This window comes from Embleya sp. NPDC127516, from assembly GCF_044765325.1.
GTDB lineage: Bacteria > Actinomycetota > Actinomycetes > Streptomycetales > Streptomycetaceae > Embleya.
In genome coordinates, this window is the sequence record NZ_JBIWJT010000003.1 from 348,057 (window position 1) to 364,428 (window position 16,372).

The 16,372-nt window shown below is 71.5% G+C and carries 11 protein-coding genes; 7 read left to right on the forward strand and 4 right to left on the reverse strand.

Annotated features, from left to right (window positions below):
- Window positions 1-72: 72 nt before the first annotated feature.
- A complete protein-coding gene (locus tag ACIRL2_RS06815) occupies window positions 73-645 on the reverse strand; it encodes a cob(I)yrinic acid a,c-diamide adenosyltransferase (RefSeq protein ID WP_395865974.1) in 573 nt (190 codons plus the stop codon).
- 113 nt (window positions 646-758) lie between these two features.
- Between ACIRL2_RS06815 and murA the strand changes: the two genes are divergently transcribed.
- The 4 genes from murA to ACIRL2_RS06835 all read left to right on the forward strand — a co-directional run bounded on the left by murA (window position 759) and on the right by ACIRL2_RS06835 (window position 5,945).
- The gene (murA, locus tag ACIRL2_RS06820; protein WP_395865972.1) at window positions 759-2,039 is read left to right on the forward strand and encodes a UDP-N-acetylglucosamine 1-carboxyvinyltransferase; all 1,281 of its coding nucleotides are present in this window, start codon (window positions 759-761) and stop codon (window positions 2,037-2,039) included.
- A 112-nt stretch (window positions 2,040-2,151) separates the two neighbouring features.
- Complete coding sequence (locus tag ACIRL2_RS06825; protein ID WP_395865970.1) at window positions 2,152-3,000, forward strand: 3-hydroxyacyl-CoA dehydrogenase family protein; 849 nt, start codon at window positions 2,152-2,154, stop codon at window positions 2,998-3,000.
- A gap of 303 nt (window positions 3,001-3,303) precedes the next feature.
- The gene (locus ACIRL2_RS06830; RefSeq protein ID WP_395865968.1) at window positions 3,304-3,609 is read left to right on the forward strand and encodes an STAS domain-containing protein; all 306 of its coding nucleotides are present in this window, start codon (window positions 3,304-3,306) and stop codon (window positions 3,607-3,609) included.
- Between the two features lie 350 nt (window positions 3,610-3,959).
- A complete protein-coding gene (locus ACIRL2_RS06835; protein ID WP_402230616.1) occupies window positions 3,960-5,945 on the forward strand; it encodes a protein meaA in 1,986 nt (661 codons plus the stop codon).
- A gap of 336 nt (window positions 5,946-6,281) precedes the next feature.
- Here ACIRL2_RS06835 and ACIRL2_RS06840 read toward each other — a convergent pair whose 3' ends face one another.
- Window positions 6,282-9,245, reverse strand: coding sequence for a LamG-like jellyroll fold domain-containing protein (locus tag ACIRL2_RS06840; RefSeq protein ID WP_402230618.1), 2,964 nt, complete (start codon window positions 9,243-9,245; stop codon window positions 6,282-6,284).
- 617 nt (window positions 9,246-9,862) lie between these two features.
- On the opposite strand from ACIRL2_RS06840, the gene ACIRL2_RS06845 reads away from it, so the two are divergent.
- Window positions 9,863-12,223, forward strand: coding sequence for a hypothetical protein (locus ACIRL2_RS06845; protein ID WP_402230621.1), 2,361 nt, complete (start codon window positions 9,863-9,865; stop codon window positions 12,221-12,223).
- Window positions 12,224-12,289: 66 nt separating this feature from the next.
- Here ACIRL2_RS06845 and ACIRL2_RS06850 read toward each other — a convergent pair whose 3' ends face one another.
- Entirely contained in the window at window positions 12,290-13,297 is a 1,008-nt protein-coding gene (locus tag ACIRL2_RS06850; RefSeq protein WP_395865963.1) for an LLM class flavin-dependent oxidoreductase, read from the reverse strand.
- A gap of 376 nt (window positions 13,298-13,673) precedes the next feature.
- Between ACIRL2_RS06850 and ACIRL2_RS06855 the strand changes: the two genes are divergently transcribed.
- The gene (locus tag ACIRL2_RS06855; RefSeq protein ID WP_402230624.1) at window positions 13,674-15,449 is read left to right on the forward strand and encodes a 3-hydroxyacyl-CoA dehydrogenase family protein; all 1,776 of its coding nucleotides are present in this window, start codon (window positions 13,674-13,676) and stop codon (window positions 15,447-15,449) included.
- Window positions 15,450-15,567: 118 nt separating this feature from the next.
- Window positions 15,568-15,867 (forward strand): hypothetical protein, encoded by a 300-nt coding sequence (locus tag ACIRL2_RS06860; protein WP_395865960.1) that lies wholly within the window; start codon window positions 15,568-15,570, stop codon window positions 15,865-15,867.
- On the opposite strand, the gene ACIRL2_RS06865 is transcribed toward ACIRL2_RS06860, so the two are convergent.
- Window positions 15,851-16,303: a hypothetical protein gene (locus tag ACIRL2_RS06865; RefSeq protein ID WP_395865958.1), complete on the reverse strand. Its 453-nt coding sequence runs from the start codon at window positions 16,301-16,303 to the stop codon at window positions 15,851-15,853. The two genes, ACIRL2_RS06860 and ACIRL2_RS06865, sit on opposite strands and share 17 nt — an antisense overlap.
- Window positions 16,304-16,372 lie beyond the last annotated feature (69 nt).

A 16,372-nucleotide genomic window follows, 5' to 3' on the forward strand; every position in this document is an offset into this window, starting at 1 on the left:
TCGCGTGCCGCGCCAAGATGCTGTGCCTGTTTCGGGGGCGACCCCCGGGCCCCACGCCGGGGTGTGTTCGCGTCAGCGGTTGGCGCCGGGCACCCACAACACGTCGCCCACCTCGCGGTTCGCGTGCCGCGCCAAGATGAACAGCAGGTCGGACAGGCGGTTGAGGTACTTCACCGTCAGCGGGTTCATCGAGTCGCCGTGTGCCTCCAGGGCGGCCCACGTGGTGCGCTCGGCGCGGCGGGCGACGGTACGGGCCTGGTGCAGCAGCGCGGCGCCGGGCGTGCCGCCGTTGAGGATGAAGCTGCGCAGCTTCTCCAGGTTCTCGTTGTACTCGTCGCAGGCCGTCTCCAGCGCGTCGATGTAGCTCTGCTCCACGCGCAGCGGCGGGTACTTCGGGTCCTCGACGACCGGGGTGGACAGATCGGCGCCCAGGTCGAACAGGTCGTTCTGGACGCGGGTCAGCAGCGCGACGACGTCCTCGTCCAGGTTGCCGAGGGACAGCGCGACGCCGATCACCGCGTTGGTCTCGTCCACGTCGGCGTACGCCGCGAGCCGAGGGTCGGTCTTGGACGTGCGCGACATGTCGCCCAGCGCGGTGGTGCCGTCGTCGCCGGTGCGGGTGTAGATCCGGGTGAGGTTGACCATGACCGAACCCTAGTGCCGGTCCGCCGCGGATCGTCCGAAGGGCTTCCTGGAGCGCGCTTCGTCCGTGCTTGGCGCGGTCCGTGGAGGGGTCCGGGAATCAGTACGATTCTCCGATGGACAGGTTCCGGGTGACAGGTGGTCAGCGACTCTTCGGCGAGGTGCGGATCACGGGCGCGAAGAACAGCGCGCTCAAATTGATGGCTGCCGCGTTGCTCGCGGAGGGCACCACGGTGCTCGAGGAGGCGCCCCGGATCCTCGACGTGGAGATCATGAGCGAGCTGCTCAGGCGGCTGGGCTGTGAGGTCGAGGGGGAGACCACCGGGACGGTGCGGATCGACGTACCGGCCGCGCCGCGCTTCGAGGCGGACTACGACCTGGTGCGCAGCATGCGCGCGTCGATCTGTGTGCTCGGGCCGCTGCTCGCGCGCTGCGGCGAGGTGCACGTGGCCTATCCGGGCGGGGACGCGATCGGCTCGCGCGGCCTGGACATGCACATCGAGGGGCTGGTCAAGCTCGGCGCGACCGTGGAGAACTCGCACGGCGTGCTGATCGCCAAGGCGCCGAACGGGTTGAAGGGCACCACGGTCTGGCTGGACTTCCCGAGCGTGGGCGCGACCGAGAACATCCTGATGGCCGCGGTGCTCGCACAGGGCCGGACGGTGATCGACAACGCGGCGCGTGAGCCGGAGATCGTGGACATCTGCGCGATGCTCACCGAGATGGGCGCGCGGATCGAGGGGGCGGGCTCCTCGACGATCGAGATCGAGGGTGTCGAGGGGCTCAAGCCGGTACGCCACCGCACCGTGCCGGACCGGATCGTGGCGTGCACGTTCGCGGTCGCCGCGGCGATGACGCTCGGCGACGTCACGGTGCGCAACGCGCACCCCGAGCACCTGGAGATCGCGCTCGACAAGCTGACCCTGGCCGGTGCCGAGGTGTCGCACGTACGGGACGGCTTCCGGGTGGTGATGGACCGGCGACCCAAGGCCGTGGATGTGGTCACGTTGCCTTATCCCGGGTTCGCGACCGACATGCAGCCGTTCTTCGCCGCGATGAACTCGATCGCGGAGGGCTCGGCGATGATCACCGAGAACCTCTTCGAGGCGCGGTTCGTCTTCCTGCAGGAACTGCTCCGGCTGGGCGCCTCGATTCGCACCGACGGGCACCACGCGATCGTGCGCGGGGTCGAACAGCTCTCCGGAGCACCGGTGTTGACTGCGGACATCCGGGCCGGGGCGGGTCTGGTGCTGGCCGGTCTGGTGGCCGACGGGGACACCACGGTGAGCGGGGTGCACCACATCGATCGCGGTTACACCGGACTGGAGGTGCAGCTCCAGTCGCTGGGCGCGAAGATCGTCCGGGAGCCGGAGCCGGAGAGTACCTCGCGTTTCTGACGGGCCGTCAGGTAGGGGTCCGTCGTCGGCGGCGACCGCTGCGGCTACGCTCCCGGGCGAAGGACGTTCGTGCGGACGTCGGCTCGGGATCGTGTACTGGAGAGGTAGCGCAGTGACCAACAAGATCGCCGTCATCGGGGCCGGGCTCATGGGGTCGGGCATCGCCCAGGTCGCCGCCCAGGCCGGCTACGACGTCGTGCTGCGCGATGTCACCGACGCCGCCGTGGAGCGTGGGCTGAGCGGGATCGCGGCCTCGTACGAGAAGTTCACCGCCAAGGGGCGGATGACCGCCGAGGACGCCTCGGCGGCGCTCGCCCGGATCACCACCACCACGGACCTCGACGCCGTCGCCGACGCGGACGTCGTGGTGGAGGCGGTGTTCGAGAAGGTCGAGGTCAAGCAGGACGTCTTCCGCGACCTGGACCGGATCTGCAAGCCCGGCGCGGTGCTCGCGAGCAACACGTCGGCGATCCCGATCACCGAGATCGCCGCCGTCACCGCTCGGCCGGAGTCGGTCGTGGGCATGCACTTCTTCTCCCCGGTGCCGTTGATGAGCCTGTGCGAGCTGGTCCGCGGGTTCAAGACCTCGGACGCGACGCTGGCCACCGCCCGCGAACTGGCCGAGGCGATGGGCAAGACCTGCATCGTGGTCAACCGCGACGTGGCCGGCTTCGTGACCACTCGGCTGATCACCGCGCTCACCGTCGAGGCGGTGAAGCTGTACGAGGCGGGCGTGGCCACCGCCGAGGACATCGACATCGCCTGCAAGCTCGGCTTCGGCCATGCGATGGGGCCGCTGGCCACCGCCGATCTCACCGGCGTGGACATCATGCGCAACGCGACGAGCAACATCTACGCCGAGAGCAAGGACGAGAAGTTCGCGCCGCCGGAGTTGCTCAACCGCATGGTCGCGGCGGGCGACCTGGGCCGCAAGACCGGCAAGGGTTTCTACGACTACTGAGTCGGTTCGGTGCCGCCGCCGATCCGGGTTGCCCCGCGGGCGCTCGGCGGGTGCTCGACGGCCGCTCCGGGGTTCGATTCCGGGACCTGGGCCGGGTTCGATTCCGGACTCGGTCCCGGCTCCGATCACCGGGGCCCGGGGCGGCCGTTGGCCCAAGGGCGGATGCGCAGTCGGCGCATCATCTGATGATTCGTCACCTGTATGAGTGAAGTCCGATGTGATGAGTGAGGATTATCGGGTTTTGGGTGTTCTTCTGGGAAGTCGAACCGTCATCGAACGGACGGACTCCCCCAGGAGGAGACGATGCGCGTTTGGGGCGACCCGCGCGAGTTGCACTTGGAAGGCGCGCTCGACGTGCGGGCCACCGCCGATGTCCGGTTGGCGCTGCACGAGGCGCTGGACAACGGTGAGGGCGACCTGATTCTCAACCTCACCCGAGTACCCGCCCTGGACACCACCGGCCTGGGCCTGATCGTGGGCGCGCATCGACGCGCGGGCCGGCGCGAGCGTCGGCTGGTTTTGACCGGCGTCAACCCGGATGTGCACCGGGTACTGGTGCTGACCCGATTGCACCGCATCCTCACGCTCCGCCAACCGGCAGCCGCCTGACCTGGGCGAATCGGTCGTCCGAGCCGACACAGTGTCAGGCCGGGCGGGCAACGGCTTGCGTGCTGTGGTCGAACACACCCTGTCCGGGACGGTTACCCGTCAGTACACTCCGTGGTAAGCAGGGCCGCACCAGGCGCGGTGACAGCGGACCAGCGGGATAGCCCAGGCCGGTAGTCGCCGAACCCCGGTCGGTCCGGAACCTCCGGAGGTATTCCGTGGCGAGCCAGACGCCCTCAGCTCAGCCCTCGCAGCCGGCCGCGCCCTCTTCGGCGGCCCCGCCCTCCCCTTCGGCCGAGCGAGCCGCTTCGGCCGAGCAGGCCGCACCGATCACGCGCGACCGTCCCTGGGTGATGCGCACGTACGCCGGCCACTCCTCGGCCACCGCGTCCAACGCGCTGTACCGGCGCAATCTCGCCAAGGGTCAGACCGGTCTGTCGGTGGCCTTCGACCTGCCGACCCAGACCGGCTACGACCCCGACCACGAACTCTCGCGCGGCGAGGTGGGCAAGGTCGGCGTACCGATCTCGCACATCGGCGACATGCGGCAACTCCTCGACGGGATCCCCGTCGAGGAGATGAACACCTCGATGACGATCAACGCGACCGCGCTGTGGATGCTCGCGCTCTACCAGGTCGTCGCCGAGGAGCAGGGCGCGGACATCGCCAAGCTCACCGGCACCACGCAGAACGACATCATCAAGGAGTACCTGTCGCGCGGGACCTACGTCTTCCCGCCCGGGCCCTCGCTGAAGCTGATCACCGACACCGTGGCGTATACGGTCTCGCACATTCCCAAGTGGAACCCGACCAACATCTGCAGCTACCACCTCCAGGAGGCGGGCGCGACCCCGGTGCAGGAGATCGCGTACGCGATGTGCACCGCGATCGCCGTGCTCGACGCGGTCCGCGACTCGGGCCAGGTGCCGGCGGACCGGATGGGCGACGTGGTCCAGCGGATCTCCTTCTTCGTCAACGCCGGCGTGCGGTTCGTCGAGGAGATGTGCAAGATGCGGGCGTTCGTCCAGCTCTGGGACGAGCTGACCCTGGAGCGCTACGGCGTACAGGACGCCAAGCAGCGCCGGTTCCGCTACGGCGTGCAGGTCAACTCGCTCGGCCTGACCGAGGCGCAGCCGGAGAACAACGTCCAGCGCATCGTGCTGGAGATGCTGGCCGTGACGCTGTCCAAGGACGCCCGCGCGAGGGCGGTGCAACTGCCGGCCTGGAACGAGGCGTTGGGTCTGCCGCGGCCGTGGGACCAGCAGTGGTCGTTGCGGATCCAGCAGGTCTTGGCGTACGAGTCGGACCTGCTCGAATACGGCGACATCTTCAACGGTTCGCATGTGATCGAGGCCAAGGTCGCCGACCTGGTGACGGGCGCCCGCGCGGAGATCGACCGGGTCCAGGCGATGGGCGGCGCGGTCGCGGCGATCGAGTCGGGCTACATGAAGTCGCAACTGGTCGGCTCGCACGCGGCTCGGCGGGCCCGGATCGAGGCGGGCGAGGAGGTGGTGGTCGGGGTCAACCGCTTCGAGACCACCGAGGAGAACCCGCTCACCGCGGACCTGGACGCGGCGATCATGAGCGCCGACCCGGACGCCGAGCGCTCGGCGATCGAGAAGGTCCAGGCGTGGCGCACGGCGCGGGACCCGGAGGCGGTGGACGCGGCGATGGCCCGGCTGCGCGAGGACGCGCGGTCGTGGAAGGCCGCGGCGGCGGTCAACCTGATGCCGGCCACTCTCGCGTGCGTCCGGGCGGGGGTGACCACGGGCGAGTGGTCGCAGGCGCTGCGCGAGGAGTTCGGCGAGTACCGGGCGCCGACCGGGGTGTCCGGCGTGGTCGGCGTGCAGGACGGCGCGGGGCTGGCCGAGGTGCGGGGCGCCGTGCGGCGGGCCGGGGAGGAACTGGGCGGCCGGTTGCGGCTGTTGGTCGGCAAGCCGGGGCTGGACGGGCACTCGAACGGGGCCGAGCAGATCGCGGTGCGGGCGCGCGATGTCGGGTTCGAGGTGGTCTACCAGGGGATTCGGCTGACTCCGGCGCAGATCGTCGCGGCGGCGGTGGAGGAGGACGTGCACTGTGTGGGGCTGTCCATCCTGTCCGGGTCGCACCTGGAGCTGATTCCGGACGTGCTCTCGCGTATGCGCTCCGCGGGGATCGGGGACGTGCCGGTGATCGTGGGCGGGATCATTCCTTCCGCCGACGCGGTCACGCTGCGCTCGCAGGGGGTGGCGGCGGTGTTCACGCCGAAGGACTTCGGGATCACGGACATCATGGGGCGGATCGTGGAGGTGATCCGCGAGGCGAATGGCCTTGCGACGGTGCCTTCGGGTTTGGTGTGAGGTTGTCCGGCCTGCGGCCGTGGCTTGTCCTCAAACGCCGGACGGGCTGGGATTGGTCCGGCTTCCGGGGGAGCGGCGGTTGGTGAGTGCCGGTGTCCTCAAACGCCGGACGGGCTGGAGTGGGGTTGGTCCGGCTTCCGGGGGAGCGGCGGTTGGTCAGTGCTCGGGTTTCGGGTGTCCTCAAACGCCGGACGGGCTGGATTGGGTGCCGGTCGGGCTGGAGTTTGTGCCGGCGGGCTGGGAGTGGTGCCGGGCGAGCTGGAGTTTGTCTCGGCGGGCGGGAGTTGGGGTGGGAGGGTGCCGGACGGGCCTGGGTGGCCCGTCCGGCGGGTGGAGTCAGGGGATGGGGCGGGCCATGTCGGCGGCTATCTCGGTGGGGGTGAGGGGGCGGTTGTAGATGCGGACGTCGTCGATGAGGCCGGTGAAGTATTCGCCCCAGACCGTGTTGCCGCCGATGCGGAGTGCGCCGCCGGCGTCGACGATCGGGCCGGTGTGCGCGGTGGACCGGACCTGGACACCGTTGACGTACAGGCGCAGCGTGGCGCCGTCGTAGGTGGCCGCGACGTGTGCCCAGGCGCCGGTGGCCAGGGGTGCGGTGCCGTCGGCGTAGGTGTCGTTGTTGGTGCCGGTGGTGTTGATGGACGTGTTGGGCGCGTTGGTGCCGTTCGCGTACAGCGCGTAGGACAGGCCGCCGCCGCGTTCCTTGAGCAGGATGGTGCGCCAGTTCGTGATCGCCGAGGGTTTGACCCAGGCCTCCAGGGTCATCCCCGTGGTGAGCGTGAGCCGGGCGCTGTGCGGCACCGTCACCATCGACGAAGTGCCGTTGAAGGAAAGCGCGTTGCCGGAATGGCCGGGGACCCAGGTGCCGCCCGTGACGGTGCCGTTGTTGCCCTGGCCGGTGTCGTCCGTGACGAGCGTGCCGCCGGCCGCGTTGAAGCCGTACTGGGCCATCAGCCCGGGCGTCGGCCCGTCGATCTCGCGATAGGTGGCGGTCAACGTGACCGGCGTCGCGGGCGCGGTGATGTTGTGTGCGGCGGCGCCGCCGTCCGACCAGGACACGAACTCGTAGTTCTTGCCGTTCAGGACCTGGGTCGAGGGTGCGGCGATGGAGGACGTGCCGCCGACGATCACCGTGCTGGTGAACGGCGCCGGGCGTTGCGAGGAGAACAGGCCCAGGGTCAGGCCCGGTGGGTTGGACGCGAGCGTGACGTTCACGGTCTTCGGGTCCAGCCGCACGCTGGTGGTCCCGGTCAGGCCGCCGGAATCGGTCGCGGTCAGCCGCAGTTCGAGCCAGGACGGGTACTCGTGGTCGACCGCAGTGAAGCTGCCCGAGGCGCCGCCCTGCCCGGTTATCTGGTGTTCGTGGCAGGTGCTGGGCGTCGTGCAGTGGTGCATGATGATCTGCCAGTTCAGACCGCTGCCGGGGATGGTGCCGTCCTGGGGGTCGGTCGCGTGTCCGCTGAACGCGATCGGGTCGCCCACCTTCCAGGTCAGTGACCCGGCCGGGGTGTCGATCACCGGGGTCGGCGGCGCGTTGCCCGCCGAGATGGTGATCGGTGCGGAGACGCTGGTCAGGCCGACCGGGTCGGTGACCCGCAGTCTGGCGGTGTACGTGCCGGACGCGGTGTAGGTGTACGAGGGGTTCGCCGCGGTCGAGTCGTCGAACGCTCCGTCGCCGTCCAGGTCCCACGCGTACGTGAGGGACTCGCCCGGGTCCGGGTCGGTCGACGCGGAGCCGGTGAACGCCACGGTCAGCGGGGTCGTGCCGGTGGTCGGGGTCGCCGAGGCGACCGCGTTCGGCGCGCTGCCGGTGTAGCGGACCCGGTGGATCGCGCCGTCCTCGAAGCCGACGTAGTACACGTCGCCCTCGGGGCCGGTGGTGAGCTGGACCGGGTTCGCGTTGGTCACGAACGCCTGGCGGGTGGCCGGGTCCGGGAGTCCGTCGGGGCCGGCCAGCATGCTCCACACGCAGCGCCGACTGTGGTCGGCGAAGAACATCGCGCCCCGGTACGCGGCCGGGTAACGCTGCCCCGAGTAGAAGGTCACGCCGGAGATCGCCGAGCCGCTGCCGGTCGGACAACCGTCACCCGGGGCCACCACGGCGCCGTGCTGGTAGGCGTAGTAGGGCGTCTTCACCGCCGCCGGACCCTCGGCGTAGAGGTTGGCGCACAGGTTCAGGCCGATCGACTCGTAGCCGCCCTGGCGGGACGAGCCCTCGTAGCAGGGCCAGCCGAAGTTGGCCACGGCGGCGCTCGACGGGGTGAGTCGGTCGATCTCCTCCCACGTGCTCCAACCGACGTCGCCCACCCACAGCTCGTTGGTGCCCGGCCGGAAGCCGAAGCGGAACGGGTTGCGCAGGCCGGCCGCCACCAGTCGGCGGGCGTTGGCGTCGGCGTTGCCCGCCAGCGGGTTGCCGGGCGCGCCGGCGCCGGTGGCCGGGTCGATCCGGATGATGCTGCCGTTGAGCGCGAACGGGTCGCCCGACGTACGGAAGTCCTGCGCGCGCAGGGCGCCGCCCTCGGCGGTGGGCGCGGCCAGCACGGTGCCCACCGGACTGGTGCCGTCGGCACACGGGTTCGCCGGAATCGGGTCCTTGCCCGGGATCGGGCCACTGGCCGTGGTCTGGCCGTAGTCCGCCCAGTCGAAGCTGGCACCGTCGCCGGCGGAGGCGTACAGGTAGCCGTCCGGGCCGAACCCCAGGCTGCCGGTGGCGTGTGACGGGAACTGCTGGCACCAGCCCTCGACCAGCACCTGTTCGGGGCCGGCCGTATTGCCCGTCGCGGTCAGTTTGGCGATCCGGCCGGTGACCAGGCAGCCCTTGGCCTGGGCGCCGGGCGGGTCCGGGCAGCCGTCGTCCAGGGCGCCGGCGGTGCCCCAGTAGGGCGCCGAGCCGCCGGGGCGCGCGTCGTGCGTGTACATCACGTACACCGACGGATCCGTCGGGAAGTTCGGGGCCAGGGCCAAGCCGAGCAGCCCTCGGTCCCAGAAGTTGTGCACCTTGGCCCGCAGGTCGGTGAACACCGTGGGCGTGGGGTCGGTGATCGAGTCGAACACCTTGACGACGCCGGTCTTCTCGGCGACGAAGACCCGACCGTCCTTGGCGAAGGCCACATCGACGGGTTGGGTCAGGCCGGTCAGTACCGCGTCGTCGGAGAACTTCGGCGGTACCGCCGCCGCCTGCGCGGACGCGGCGCGTGCGGTGGGCGCCGAGCCGAACAACTCGGGACCGGGTGGGCGGGACGGGGTGTCCGAGACACCCGCGGACGAGGCCGGCGACGCGCCGGCCGAGGGTATGGACAAGGCTAAGGAGGCGAGCAGTGCGACGGCGCACGCGAGCCGGGTCCCGTGCCGACTCACCCGCCGTCCCACGCGTCGCGTACGTATGGAACCGGACATGTGAGTCCCCCTGTTCCCCCTGTGCGCCGGACTGATGTGGCGCCCCTTGTGCACCATAGGGCGACTCCACGCGCATGCACCGACTTTTCGCCAAGCCCGCCGCGGTGGGCGCGCCTGGGCCGATCGGTGGGTGTGCGCCGGCGCCTCGGCGCGCTCGTACCGGCCGTTCGGCGGGCAACGGGGGGTCGGGACGCAGCCCGGCGCGATCGTCCCCGTGACCACTCGGGGGGCGCGCGCGTTGTTGTGAAGAGGGAGCGAAGGTCGGCCCGGACCCGGTCCACTCGACGGCGGGAGGTGGCAAGGTGGGACGCGGTACGGAGGGGACACGCGCAACCCATGCTCGGTCGCCCCGCCGCTCGACGCGTCGGTGCTCAACGATCTTGTCACGAACCCGGCACCGGGTATCGGTGTGCCGGCCGCGCCCGGCACACTGATCACCGGTTTCCGCCCCCCGGGGCCCGGACTTGTCCCCGGCCGCACCGGTGCGTCGAGAAACCACGACGGGGAGCACAGGGAGTGGCATGAACGGCGGCGGCAGGGAACGGCCGGAAGAAGACGGGGAAAAGCGCTTCGAGGACGACCCGCTCGAATTTCCCGCCGACGCCTCGGCACGCTCCGCGGCCGATTCGGGGAGCGGGTCGGCGAGCGGCTCCTGGGGCGACGACGCGTATCTGGACGAGTTGTTCGGGCCGCGCCCGGGTGCGGCCGAGGAGCGTGACGCCCGGGCGGCCGAGCCGCCCGGGCTCGCGTCCGGCTCGGCGCGCGCGTCCGGGTCCGCGCGGGCGTCCGCGCCGCGCATCGGTGGGGCCGAGCCGATCCGGCTCGACGACGACGACCGGTCGGGCCCGGTCCCGGGAGTGGACCGGGGCGGCGCCGACGAACCGGGGCCGGGCGCGCTGCAACTGATCGCGGGCGACCTGCTGTTGACCTTCGGCGGACCGGACGGCACCGACGCGAGTGCGATGCCCGCCGGAGCCCGGCCGCCACTGACCTCCAGGCTGCCCGGCTCGGTGCCCGCGAACGACCTGCCGCCGCTGGGCCGCGACGTGGAGATCGCCGAGCTCACCGGCCTGTTGCAGCGCGGGACGTCGGTGCGGATCGGCGGGTCCTCGTCGAGCGGTCGCACCACCGTGCTGCGGCACCTGGCCGCGCTCGACCCGGCGGAGGCGCCGGACGGGGTGGTCCTGCTCGACGGGCGCCGCCGCGGTCTGGACGACCTGCTGCAGCAGTTGCACGACGCGTGCTTCACCGGACCGGCGTACCGGCCGACCCGGCGGCAACTGGGCATCATCCTGGCCGGTGTGGCCGCGCTCGTGGTCGTGGACGACCTGGAGCTGGGCCAGGAGGACGTGCACGAGCTGCTGCGGATCGCCCCGGAATGCGCTTTCCTGGTGGCCGGTCCGGAGGTGGCGGATCCGATCGTGCGCCGGGACTCGCCGCTGCACGAGATCACCCTGGGCGGACTCCCGCAGGAGGCGTGCTTCGACCTGCTGCGGCGGATCGCCGGGCGTGAACTCGACGACGAGGAACTGGCCTGGGCCTCCGCGCTGTGGTTCCAGGTGGGCGGCCACCCGGGTCGGTTCGTGCAGGCCGGCGCGCTGCTGGGGCGGCGTGAGCGCGGGCGGTCCGGCTACGGGCTGCTCGACGACGGTACGGCGGACAGCTCGGGCGAGTTGCCCTCGCCCGGCGAGCCGAGGCAGTTCGTACCGCGCCTGGTGCCGCTGGTGTCCGCGTCGGCGCAACAGGTGCTGCGGCTGGCCTCCGCCTTGGACGGGGAACTGCCGGACCCGGTACACCTGCCGGCCCTGACCGGCGCGGTGGACGCGGTGGGCGCGGCCGACGAGCTGGTCGCGGCCGGGCTCGCGGTGCGCGAGTTCGGCCGGTATCGGCTCACCGGCGGCACCGCCGAGGCGATCGCCACGATCGTGCGCGGGCCGTCCTCGTGGGCGGTCGCGGCGATACAACACTTCACCTGGTGGGTCTCGCACCCCTCGGTCACTCCCGTGGAGATCGCGCGCGAGGCGGACACGATCCTGGCCTGCCTGCGTGAGTCGGAGCGGCTGGGCAAGGCCGGATCGGCGCGCGCGCTGGCCCGGTCCGCGGCGCCCGCGTTCGGCGCCTCGGCACGCTGGGACACGTGGGGCGAGGTGCTCGACCTGGGCCTGGCCTCGGCGCGCGAGGCGGGCGCCTCGGCGGCGTCCGACCACGCGTGGTTCCGGCACGAGCTGGCCGTCCTGGCGCTGTGCACCGGCGACACCCGGGGCGCGCGCGAGGAGGCGGTCGCGGCCACCCGGATGCGCGACGTCGGCTCGGACAAGCGCGGACTCGCGGCGGACCGCCGGGTGCTGGCGCTGGCGGGCGGCGACCGGGTCGCGGTCGCGGCGGCGGGCGGGGACGGGTCGGGCGGCGCGGCACGCGGCGGGATCGGTCGTCGCGGCGTGCTGATGACGGCGGGAGCGGCGGCGGTCCTGGTGCTGACCCTGGCCGCCGTGGTCGCGATGGGCTCGGATTCGCCGGACAAGATCGACCACCGCAATCCGGTCGGCTCGACCGGCTCGGCGGCCTTCGACCCGAACACGCCCAACCGGGGTCCGGAGGCGGATCCCAAGGCCGACCGGGACAAGCCGGCGTCCCCGACCGGCAGCCGCAAGCCGGGCTCCGGCAGCGCGACCTCGACGATCACCACGACGACCCGCGAGTCACCGCCCGCGACCACCGCCCCGGCGAGCACGGCGCGCTCGTCCAGCCCGGCCAACTCGGCGTCCCAGGGCAACAGTTCGCCCCCGACCACGACGTCGGCACCCCCACCGGCCTCGACCGCGCCACCCCAGCCGAGCACATCCGCCCCGGCCCAGCCCCCGGCGGCCGGCGACGGCATGTGAGGTCGACGAACGCGGCCTCGGCGCCGGATCCCGGGGCCGGGCGCCCGGCGTCCGGCCCCGGCGGCATCACCGCAGCGCCGGCAGTACTTCCTTCCCCAGGCGCTTCACGTTCTCCAATGTCGTCGATGCCGCGCCCCCGCCCTCGGTGAAGAGCAGGAAACGGGTGATGCCCGTGCGTTCCGCGGTGTGGGAGAGGCGGCGGACGCAGTCGGTCGGGGAGCCGACCGGGTGGATGCGGCACAGGAAGTCGGTGTATTCCGCCGGGTCGCGCATGCGGCGTTGCCGGTCGTCCACCGTCACGTGCGCCGACAGGCCCCGGCGCAGCCACCTCGGCATCGCGCCACGCAGGGTCTCGGTGGCCTCGCGGCGGGTGTCCGCGACGTAGGCGACGCTCGCGGCGGCGTGCTCGACCGCCTTGGGGTCGCGGCCGCACGCGGACGCGGCGCATTCGTAGGTGCGGACCATCGTGGCCTTCTCCTCGTCGTCGGCGTGCATGCCCAGGAGCATCGGCAGGCCGTGGCGGGCGGCGAGCGAGGCGCTCGCGGGCGAGGTGCAGGCGACGATCACCGGAGGGTGCGGGTAGGTGCGCGGACGCGGTACCACCGGCACCTTGCGGAACGCGAAATGTTCGCCCTCCGCGCCCACCCTCGGGTGGGTGAGCCAGCGCATCAGCAGGTCCAGCGACTCCGGGAAGGCATCGTCGTACCGGCGCAGGCCGGTGCCGAAGACCTCCAGGTCCACCCACGGGCCGCCGCGCCCGACTCCGAGGGTGAAGCGCCCCCCGGAGAGTTGGTCCAGCAGGGCGGCCTGCTCACCGAGAGCGACCGGGTGCTGGTCGGAAAGCACACTGATCGCCGTACCCACCCCGATTCGATGGGTACGCCCCAGTAGCATGGAGGCGAACGTGACCGCCGACGGGCACAACCCGTACGGCACGAAATGGTGTTCGGCGATCCACGCCTCGTCGAACCCGGCCTCCTCCGCGGCGATTCCCGCGTCCATGGCAGCGGTGAGCACGCCACCGTGATCGCCCGCGTCGAACTGTGCCGCCAGCAGGAAGATGCCCAACTTCATCGCGTCCTCCTTGTCGTGACCCCGTCGGCCCGGGCCGGGCGGGACCGGCGGTGGGCGGAGCGGGAGGTGGGGACAGGGCGCCCACAGACAAGACAACGCTCGAAGGCCTTCGGAGGTAATCCTTCACCTGTGATGGTTTTTCACCCGACCGGGCGGTTATCGGACCGGCGGCGCCATCGTGCGGTCGGCGACGGGGACGCTTGATCACCCATCCGAACACATATTCGGGACGGATCGAGGCGAACGGCACATCCCACCGGTCTGTGCCTGTCCGACAGGGGCTGCCATACTCCTGAAACCCCGCGGTACTACTTCGCAGTAACCAAGGCGTACTCCCGGTAGGGAGACGCCATTTCAGCAGCGAGGAGCACAGCAGATGACCCGTGACATCAGCACGGTCGGCGTGGTCGGCCTGGGCACCATGGGTGCCGGCATCGTCGAGGTCCTGGCCCGGGCGGGACTCACCGTCGTGGCCGTGGACGTCTCCGACGAGGCCATCGCGCGTGGCCGGGCCCGGATCGCCGAGTCGACCGCCCGCGCCGCGGCGCGCGGGAAGCTGACCGAGGACCAGCAGCGAGACATCTTCGATCGCATCACCCTCGGCACCGACCTGAACTCGGTCGCCGCGGCGGATCTCGTCCTGGAGGCGATACCCGAGCAGCTCGAGCAGAAGCAGGAGCTTTTCGCCCGGCTCGACAAGATCTGCGGCCCGGACACCATCCTGGCCACCAACACCTCCTCGCTGTCGGTCACCGAGCTCTCGGTGTCCACCACACGTTCCTCGCGCGTCGTGGGGCTGCACTTCTTCAACCCCGCGCCGGTGATGAAGCTGGTCGAGGTCGTCCGCACGGTGGTCACCGAACCCGAGGTGCTCGCCGACGTGGTCGCGCTCGCCGAGCGGCTGGGCAAGTCGCCGGTGGTCGCCGGCGACCGGGCCGGCTTCATCGCCAACGGGCTGCTGTTCGCGTACCTCAACCACGCGGCGTCGATGTACGAGCAGAAGTACGCCACGCGTGAGGACATCGACGCGGCGATGCGCTTCGGCTGCGGTCTGCCGATGGGCCCGCTCGCGGTGCTCGACCTGGTCGGGATCGACACCGCGTACGAGATCCTGGAGCAGATGTATCGCCAGTCGCGCGATCGCCTGCACGCGCCCGCGCCGATCCTCAAGCAGATGCGTACCGCGGGCCTGCTCGGGCGCAAGAGCGGTCGCGGCTTCTACACCTACGAGCAGGCGGGCTCGCCGGTCGTGGTGGCCGAGGCCGGCGAGACCGGCGCGGTCGCCGGCACGCCGCGCGACGTGCGCGCGGTGGGCGTGGTGGGCACCGGGACGATGGCCACGGGCATCGTCGAGGTGTTCGCCAAGTCCGGCTACGACGTGGTCTACGTCGCGCGCAGCGAGGAGAAGGTCGAGCGCGTGCGCACGGCGCTGATCCGCTCGCTGGACAAGCAGATCCAGCGCGGCCGGTTGACCGAGGAGGCCAAGGCCGACGCGCTGGCCCGGGTGACCGGCTCGACCCGGCTCGACGACCTCGCCTTCGCGGACCTGGTCGTGGAGGCGGTGGTCGAGGAACTGTCGGTCAAGCAGGCCCTGTTCGAGAACTTCGACGAGATCTGCAAGCCCGGCGCGATCCTGGCGACCACCACCTCCTCGCTGCCGGTGATCGACTGCGCGGTGGCCACCTCGCGCCCCGGCGACGTGGTCGGCATGCACTTCTTCAACCCCGCGCCGGTGATGAAGCTGGTCGAGGTGGTGCGTACGGTCGCCACCACGGACGACGTGGTGGCCACCATCCACGAGGTCTGTCGCCGCACGAGGAAGCACGCGGTGGACTGCGGCGACCGGGCCGGCTTCATCGTCAACGCGCTGCTGTTCCCGTACCTGAACGACGCGGTGCGCATGCTCCAGGCCAACTACGCCGCGGCCGAGGACATCGACACCGCGATCAAGCTGGGCGCGGGCTACCCGATGGGTCCGTTCGAACTGCTCGACGTGGTCGGGCTGGACGTCTCGCTGGCCATCCAGAAGGTGCTGTTCGCCGAGTTCCGCGAGCCCGGCTGGTCGCCGGTGCCGCTGCTGGAGCACCTGGTGACCGCGGGCTACCTCGGCCGCAAGACCGGACGCGGCTTCCGGGACTACGCGAAGCGGTAGCGCGGGCCGGAGCGCTGCGGGCCGGAGCGATGCGGCCGGACCGGTCGCGGTCGGACGGGAGTAAGTAGTACGAGAGGGGTACGGGTGCACGCGGCGCGTGCACCCGTACCCTTTTTGTGTGCCGCGTCGTAACAAGCCCACCAGCCGCTCCCGGTCCGTCGACCGGGACGAACCCCGCGACCCCAGCCTCGGCTTCGAGGAGCGCGAGTCGGGGATGGACGGGGATTGGCTGGTGCGACCGATCAGCGGTCAGGCCGCGACCAAGACCTACCGTTGCCCCGGATGCGACCACGAGATCGCGCCGGGCGTGCCGCACCTGGTCGCGTGGTCCGCGGACGGCCGGGTCGAGGAGCGCCGGCACTGGCATCGCCCGTGCTGGAACAGCCGCGGGCACCGGCGGATCACCCGGCGACGGTAGAGGCCCCGTCCCGACCCGTGGCCATCCGTCGACCGGTCGGGCGCCGGGGGCGGGTCGCCAGCGTCGCCGCGAGCAGCAGCGCCAGGGCCGGCAGGGTCACCGCGAGCACGATCGGGAAGATCAGCGCGACCGCCGAGCTCGCCACATGCAGACCGGCCGCGCCGATCAGGCCGACCCGGGAGGTCGATCCGGTGTGCAGCCGATCCCGCAGGTTGTTCACCGCCCAGACCGACCAGATCACGATCACCAGGCCGAGCAGCACGAAGAAGGCGGCCCCGAGGGCGCCGGCCGCGGTCCCCTTGCTCGCGTACCGGTCCGACAGCGCGTTCATGACCACGATCGGCGCGACCACGCCACAGCCGACGACCGCGGCCACCGCCTCGATGGTCAATGTCACGACCGCCGCGTACGTCACGATCCCCCGGGTCACCGTCATAAGCCGCGATCGTGCCCGCTGGGCGCGGGTTTGTCGAGAGTCCGTTCGAGTCCGGTGGGGGCGCCGGCC

Excerpts from the sequence above, each read along its gene's own strand:
- ACIRL2_RS06830 (WP_395865968.1), top strand. The coding sequence starts at position 3,304 with ATGCGCGTTTGGGGCGACCCGCGCGAGTTGCACTTGGAAGGCGCGCTC.
- ACIRL2_RS06845 (WP_402230621.1), top strand. The coding sequence starts at position 9,863 with ATGAACGGCGGCGGCAGGGAACGGCCGGAAGAAGACGGGGAAAAGCGC.
- ACIRL2_RS06815 (WP_395865974.1), bottom strand. The coding sequence starts at position 645 with ATGGTCAACCTCACCCGGATCTACACCCGCACCGGCGACGACGGCACC.
- ACIRL2_RS06850 (WP_395865963.1), bottom strand. The coding sequence starts at position 13,297 with ATGAAGTTGGGCATCTTCCTGCTGGCGGCACAGTTCGACGCGGGCGAT.
- murA (WP_395865972.1), top strand. The coding sequence starts at position 759 with ATGGACAGGTTCCGGGTGACAGGTGGTCAGCGACTCTTCGGCGAGGTG.
- ACIRL2_RS06855 (WP_402230624.1), top strand. The coding sequence starts at position 13,674 with ATGACCCGTGACATCAGCACGGTCGGCGTGGTCGGCCTGGGCACCATG.
- ACIRL2_RS06865 (WP_395865958.1), bottom strand. The coding sequence starts at position 16,303 with ATGACGGTGACCCGGGGGATCGTGACGTACGCGGCGGTCGTGACATTG.
- ACIRL2_RS06835 (WP_402230616.1), top strand. The coding sequence starts at position 3,960 with ATGCGCACGTACGCCGGCCACTCCTCGGCCACCGCGTCCAACGCGCTG.